Annotated in this window: 6 protein-coding genes; 3 read left to right on the forward strand and 3 right to left on the reverse strand. The window is 75.8% G+C overall.

Annotated elements, in window-relative coordinates; genetic code table 11:
• A partial coding sequence (locus G6556_RS16005; RefSeq protein WP_240934623.1) for an alpha/beta hydrolase occupies positions 1 to 802 on the reverse strand: 802 nt, incomplete at its 3' end.
• A gap of 61 nt (positions 803 to 863) precedes the next feature.
• Between G6556_RS16005 and G6556_RS16010 the strand changes: the two genes are divergently transcribed.
• Positions 864 to 1,439, forward strand: coding sequence for a GNAT family protein (locus G6556_RS16010; protein WP_166943664.1), 576 nt, complete (start codon positions 864 to 866; stop codon positions 1,437 to 1,439).
• 383 nt (positions 1,440 to 1,822) lie between these two features.
• Positions 1,823 to 2,458, forward strand: coding sequence for an NADPH-dependent F420 reductase (locus G6556_RS16015; RefSeq protein WP_166943667.1), 636 nt, complete (start codon positions 1,823 to 1,825; stop codon positions 2,456 to 2,458).
• 37 nt (positions 2,459 to 2,495) lie between these two features.
• Here G6556_RS16015 and G6556_RS16020 read toward each other — a convergent pair whose 3' ends face one another.
• Positions 2,496 to 2,891, reverse strand: a complete 396-nt coding sequence (locus tag G6556_RS16020; protein WP_166943669.1) for a winged helix-turn-helix domain-containing protein — start codon at positions 2,889 to 2,891, stop codon at positions 2,496 to 2,498.
• A 280-nt stretch (positions 2,892 to 3,171) separates the two neighbouring features.
• Here G6556_RS16020 and G6556_RS16025 point away from each other — a divergent pair, with 280 nt between their 5' ends.
• On the forward strand, positions 3,172 to 5,649 hold the full coding sequence (locus G6556_RS16025; RefSeq protein WP_166943672.1) for an Ig-like domain-containing protein: 2,478 nt from the start codon (positions 3,172 to 3,174) through the stop codon (positions 5,647 to 5,649).
• Between the two features lie 173 nt (positions 5,650 to 5,822).
• Here G6556_RS16025 and G6556_RS16030 read toward each other — a convergent pair.
• Positions 5,823 to 6,698: endo alpha-1,4 polygalactosaminidase (locus G6556_RS16030; RefSeq protein ID WP_205693609.1), on the reverse strand; the 876-nt coding region annotated here is incomplete at its 5' end.

Here is a 6,698-nt window from a genome sequence, read left to right on the forward strand (position 1 = left end):
CGTCGGCCACGACCTCGGGCGTCTGGTGCTGCGGGTAGTGCCCGGCGTCCTCGACCAGCAGCGCCCGGGCCCCGGTCGCGTCCCGGACCCACGCGAGCTCGGCGGCCGGGTCCGTCCAGTCCGGGTCGAGGGCGCCCACCACCGCGAGCGCGGGCGCCTGGATGCGCGGCACCCGGGCCTCGACGGGCGCGTGCGTGAGCGCGAGCGCCAGGTCCCGGAACTGCCGGAGGTACCCGGGGCGGCGGAGGGCGGCCCGGATCGCCGCGACGTGCGCGTCCAGCCGGGGGGACCGGGTGCCCCTGTTCAGCGAGCGGTAGTAGGCGGCCCAGGCCGCGGCGCCCCACGGCGCGGCGAGCATGACCCGGTAGACCACGGGCATGAGCGCCCGCACCGCGCCGGGCAGCCGCGGGTCGCGCAGGAACGGCGCCAGCAGCACCAGCCCGCGGACCAGCTCGGGCCGGTCGGCCGCGACGACGGCCGCCGCCGAGGAGCCCATCGAGTTCCCGACCAGCACGGCCGGTCCCGCGGCCAGGTGCTCGACCAGGGCGGCGACGTCCTCGGCGGTCGCCTCGTCGCCGTGCGTGGTGAAGCCGGCGTCGGAGTCGCCGTGGCCGCGCAGGTCGGTGGTCACGACCCGGTAGCCCGCGGCGAGCAGCGCGCCGCGGAGCTCGTCGTAGGTGGACCGCAGGTCACCCATCCCGGGGACCAGGACGACGAGCGGGCCGGTGCCGGCGTCGTCGTACGCGACGCTGCCCTCGGGCCGCGGCAGGTGCAGCGTGCGTCGTGCGTCGTTGGTGTCCATAGCCCACAGGCTAATGCCATTAGCCATCGACCGCAAGGGACGGGTCTGGGATGCTGCTCGGGTGCTGCACGACGTCGCCCTCACCGGCCACGGGGTCCGCCTCGTCCCCCTCGACCTCCCGCACGCGGACGCGCTCGCCGCCTTCGTCGACGCGCGGGTGTGGGCCGGGATGTCCTCCGCGCTCCCCGTCGGGGCCGACGCCTGGCGCGCCGAGGTCGAGGCCGCCCGCGCCGCGCCCGGCCGGCTGGCGTTCGCCGCGCTCGACGCCGCCACGGGCGAGGTCCGCGGCAGCACGTCGTTCTACGACCGCGACCTGCGGGTCCCCCGGGTCGAGATCGGCCACACCTACTTCGCGCCGCGCTGGTGGGGCACGTCGAACAACCCGGCCTGCAAGCTGCTGATGCTGGAGCACGCGTTCGACGCGTGGGGCTGCGCGCGCGTCGCGCTGCGGGCCGACACCCGGAACACCCGCTCCGTCGCGGCGATCACCCGGCTCGGCGCGGTGCCCGAGGGCGTGCTGCGGAACCACCGGCTCGCGCCGGACGGCTCACGGGGCGACACCGCGTACTTCTCGATCCTGCCGGACGAGTGGCCGGCGGTGCGCGCGGGGCTGCTGGCGCGGCTCGACGCGGCCTGACACCGGCGCGCCCGGGACCGGCGGGACACGCCCGCTCCCGGGCAGGGAACAGCCCGTGGGCCGGGCCTCCTGCTGGAGGGCCCTGCCGCGAAGGACGAGCTCGCGGCTCCCACGGGCTGCGGTGACTGCGGGGATTCGCCCGTCGCGGTCGCCGGTCGGACCGGCGGCGCGGCGAACGGATCGCAATCCGTCCGAACACTGCTGTCCGCGACTAGCGGGCAGTCACCTCACGCGTCCAAGAAGACTTCATGTCTCGGACCACCTCCTTCCCGTGTGCCTCGACCGTACGTCCGCCCCGCCGCGCGCACCAACGGATTTTCCCCACGGCGGAACCGGGTCGCGTGACCAGGAACAACGGCGGGGCCCAGCGGCGTTGGCCCGGCATGACCACGATCGGATTCATCGGCGCAGGCCACATCGGCGGCGCGCTCGCGCGCCTGGCCGTCCAGCACGGGCAGACGCCCGTCGTCAGCAACTCGCGCGGTCCGCACACGCTCGTGGACCTGGTGTCCGACCTCGGCGACGGCGCCCGCGCCGCCACCGCCCAGGAGGCCGCTGCGGACGGGGACGTCGTCGTCGTCACCGTGCCGTTCCACGCCTACGCGCAGGTCCCGGCCGAGCCGCTGGCCGGCAAGGTCGTCATCGACACCAACAACTACTACTGGGAGCGCGACGGCCACGTGGCCGCGCTCGACGACGGCTCCACGACCAGCGCCGAGCTGCTCGCCGAGCACCTCGGCAGCGCCCGCGTCGTCAAGGCGTTCAACCACATCACCGCGGCCGACCTCGGGTCGAAGGGCACGCCCGCCGGCACCCCCGGCCGGCGCGCGCTCGCGATCGCGGGCGACGACGCCGACGCGAAGGCGCAGGTCACCGCGCTCATCGACCGGTGGGGCTTCGACGTCGTCGACGCCGGCCCGCTGTCGGAGGGCTGGCGGTTCCAGCGGGACACCCCGGCGTACGGCGCCGAGCTCGACGCCGAGGGCCTGCGCGCCGCGCTCGCCGCGGCCACCCGCTGACCTCACCACCCCGCGGCCGGCGCGGCGGCGACGCGGCTCAGCCCGCGGTGCCGTCGCGCTGGTCCGGGACCCGGACCTCCGGGGCCAGCCGGTAGCCCAGCCCCCGCACGGTGCTGATCGCGGTCCGGTCCCCCGACCCCTCCGCGAGCTTGCGGCGCAGGTTCGCCATGTGCACCTCGATGCTCCGCCGGTCCGCGTCGGTCGGCGTCGGCACGGCGTGCGGCCCGTGCACCGCCACCGCCACCGCGAGGTCGTCCTTCGACACCGGCTGGCCCGCGCGCTCCGCGAGCGCCACGAGGATCTCGAACTCGCTCCGCGTCAGCGGCACCGGCCGGTCCGCGACGCGCACGCACCGCGCGGGAACCTCGACCACGAGGTCCCCGCGCACCAGCACCCGGCCGTCGTCGAGGCCGGAGTCGTCTCCGATCGCCATCGCCTCACGGTACGTGGCGCACCTCGCGCCGTCGCGCGGTGGGCCGTCGTCGCCGGTCAGCGCGGCGGTCGACCGGCCTGGGTGGTACCACCCCGACTCACGAAGCCGACCCTCAGGACCCCTGAAGCGCCGCGGGTCCACGCCGATCAGCCCCCCGATGGAACGAGCACGGGGATCGCTCCCCGTCCGACAGGGGGAGAACCCAGTGCACACTTCGCGCACGCGATCCGGGCGCCTGCGGCGTCCGGTCGCCCTCGCGACAGCCGCGGTCGTCGCGGCGATGCTGATCCCGGCGGGCGCCGCGTCCGCCGACGACGGCACCAGCGACCCGAACGTCGTCGTCGACACGCAGCCGGTCGCCGACCCGCAGCCGCAGCCGGACCCGCAGCCGGACCCGCAGGCCGAGACCCAGCCCGAGACGCAGGACCAGGGCACGCCGGTCGCGACCACCCCGGTCACGACGACGCCGGACTCCGAGCAGGACGTCCCGCCGACGTCCGACACCCCGTCGCAGGGCGACTCGTCGGACACCGACGTCCCCTCCGGCACGGACACCGACACCGACGTCCCGGCCGGCACCGCACCGGACCAGCCGTCCACCGGGACGACCACGCCCGAGGAGGACGCCCCGGACACGGACCAGGGCTCCGCCGACCCCGGCCCGTCGTTCTCCGCCGGCGGCTTCCGCGTCTCCGGCTACTCGCTCGACCAGCAGGGCAACCGCGTCGTCGTCGTCGGCCAGACGCTCACGCTCGAGCGCACCGAGCCGGTGCCGGCCGACACCGAGTACTTCTGGGACTGGCGCACGGACAACGGCTGGCGCGGGAACTCCGCCCAGTTCACCCCGACGTCCGCCGACCTCGGCAAGCAGCTCAAGCTGACGGTCCTCGCCTTCGCCGACGAGCAGCACCACCCCGTCCTCGAGGAGGACCTCGGCATCGTGCTCGCCGAGGCGCCCGCCGCCGGCCCGGTCACCCCGCAGCCGACCACGCCGGTCGAGACCACCCCGGTGGACAGCGACCCGCAGGTGGACGACCGCGTCGAGGCGCCGGACGAGTGGACCGACTTCGTCTTCTCGGGCACCACCACCGACACCTGGGGTGACCCGGTCGCCGTCCTCGGCACGCCGATCTCCGTCCGCCCGACCACGAACTGGCCGGCCGGCACGACCTTCACCTACGAGTGGCGGCTCGACGACTGGGACGGCCCGGTCGTCGGCGAGGGCACGACGTACACGCCCACCTCGCTCAACCGCATGATCTACCTGGTCGCCGACCCCACCTCGCCCGACGGCGTCACCCGCGGTGGGGGCACGATCGTCGCCTGGGACACGGTCGCCCCGACGACCCCCGGTGACTCGGACGACTCCGACGACTCCGACGACGACGCAGGCCTGAAGCCGATGCCGGAGGGCTGGTTCCAGGTCGACGGCGGGAACGGCTACGAGCTGGCCTACGGCAAGGAGTACACGGCCACGCCGACCGGCTTCGCGCCCGGCGCCGAGTACACCGTGCGCTGGACCGTCGACGGCGTGCAGGTCGGCTCCGGCCGGACGTTCACCCCGGCCGCCGGCCAGATCGGCCAGTTCGTCGACCTCGAGTTCGAGGTGCGCGCCGACGGCTACGAGGTCTACAAGTCCGTCCGCTCGGCCGGCTGGGTCCAGGCGCAGCCCACGGTCACCGTGTCCGCCCCGACCATCACGGCCGGCGCCACCGCCACCGTGACCATCTCGGTCACGGGCCCGGCCAAGGGCCCCCAGGTCACGGGCCCCGTCGACCTGTACGTGCACGGCAACGGCTACAGCCAGCCGCTCACCGGGCAGTCGCTCGAGAACGGCGTCGCGACGTACCGCGTCCCGAACCTCCCGGCCGGCTCCTACGCGCTCACCGCGTCGTACCCGGGCGACCAGATGTGGGCGCGCTCGTTCTCGGTCCTGGGCGCCTCGTTCGGCGGCTACACGTTCGCGCAGGGCGAGGGCACCCTGAAGGTCGTGCCCGCCGCCGCCACGGTCACCGCGCCGGCCACGCTGACGGTCCCGGTCGCCATGCGCTCGACGTTCGACGCCAAGGTCTCCGTGCCGGGCTCGGTGCTCCCCGCCTCGTGGACCCTCCGCGAGGGCGGCACGGTCCTGAGCCACGGCTCGACCCACGACGGGCGGTTCGCCGTCACCGTCCCGGTGCTGACCGCCGGCACCCACACCCTGGTGCTCGAGGTCCCCGCGACCGAGCTCTCGGCCGCGGGCTCGGCGACCATCACGGTCGTCGTCGTCGGCGAGCCCGTCCGGACCGGCACCACGCCGTCGGCCGCGCTCGACACCCCGAAGGCCGCCACGGCCCCGGGTCAGCAGATGGAGCTCGTCGCCGAGGGCTTCCAGCCCGGTGAGACCGTCGCGTTCTACCTGCACTCCGACCCGGTGTTCCTGGGCACCGCGATCGCGGACGCGAACGGCGTGGCCCGCCTGATGGCGACCGTGCCCGGCGACGTCCCGGTCGGTGCGCACACGGTGTACGCCACCGGCGGCACCACCGGCCGCTGGGCCACCCTCGCGGTGCAGCTGGCGGTCCCGGTCCCGACGGCGGTCACCCCGGTGTCCGCCCCGGTCGCGGTCCCGGCGGCCGTCACACCCACGGCGACCGGCGCCGACGAGCTCGCGGTGACCGGCTCCGAGGGCGGCCCCCTCGGCCTGGCCGCGGCGTTCCTCCTCGCGGTCGGCGGTGCCCTGGTGCTCGTCGCCCGCCGGGTGCGCGCCACCCGCTGACACCCAGCCGCTCGACGGCCCTTCGACCCGCGGATCGGGTCGGGGGGCCGTCGTCGTCCCGGGGGCCGCGCGCGCTCCCCACCCACGTGTCGCGCCGCACCCCGATCGACCGGGTGGGCACGCGACGAACGGGTGGGGACCAGGGTCAGCCGCGCGGTGCCGCGAGCCAGGCGTCAGCAGGTCTCGAAGACGTACGCGGCGTCGGCCGGCGTGCTGAGGTCGCGGTCGCGGCGGATCGTCGACGGCGGCCGCCCCGAGTCCGCGCAGGCCGCGGCGAAGCCCTCGTCGGTGTACTCGACGTCGAGCACCGCGTCGCCGTAGACGTCCGTGTACGCGGCGCACTCGTCGTACTGCGCGCACTCCTCGGCCACCGCGAAGTCGAACCCCGCCTCGTCCCGCCCGCGGGTGCCGAGCTGCGGGGTGTTCTTCTGCCCGGCCGCCAGCCCCGCGTCGTGCGCGACCGCCACCAGCCGGGTCGCCAGGTCGACCGCGCCGTCCTCGTCCAGCAGCCCGTCGGACCGGGTCCAGGAGTCGAGGTTGTCGAGCTCCACCGCCGCGAAGCCGCGCTCCGCGCACGCCCGGACCTGTGCGCCGACGACCTCCGCGAGCGCCACGCGGTTCGCCTCGGTCGTCGTGTCGAGCAGGAGCTCGTCGGGCCAGCCCTCGTCGACGACCGGCTCGCCCGCGTCGTCGCGCAGGACCAGGTCGGGGTGGTCGGCCAGCCACGCGTCGCGGTCGCCGGGCTGGGTCTGGAAGCCGTTGACGTAGCAGGCCGACCACACGTCGGGCTCCGGCTCGTCGGTGACGTCACGGACGACGCCGCCGACGCCGTCCGGCACCGGGTACCCGCCGCCGAGCTGGTAGTCGACGACCACGCCCGCCGGGGGTCCGCCCGGGTGCGGCGCGCCGACGGGACCACTCACGTCGGCGCTGGTCGCGCTCGACCCGGCCGCCGGTGCCTGCTCGGCGTCGCCGCCCGTGTCGTCGCCCGTCCCGACCGTCCCGACCGTCCCGCAGCCCGCAGCCAGCGCCACCGCCGTCAGCACCGC

The organism is Cellulomonas sp. IC4_254 (genome assembly GCF_011603975.1).
Lineage (GTDB): Bacteria > Actinomycetota > Actinomycetes > Actinomycetales > Cellulomonadaceae > Cellulomonas.

Bases quoted from the DNA above. Each gene is read 5' to 3' on its own strand.
- G6556_RS16020 (WP_166943669.1), bottom strand. From the start codon at position 2,891: ATGGCGATCGGAGACGACTCCGGCCTCGACGACGGCCGGGTGCTGGTG.
- G6556_RS16015 (WP_166943667.1), top strand. From the start codon at position 1,823: ATGACCACGATCGGATTCATCGGCGCAGGCCACATCGGCGGCGCGCTC.
- G6556_RS16025 (WP_166943672.1), top strand. From the start codon at position 3,172: ATGCTGATCCCGGCGGGCGCCGCGTCCGCCGACGACGGCACCAGCGAC.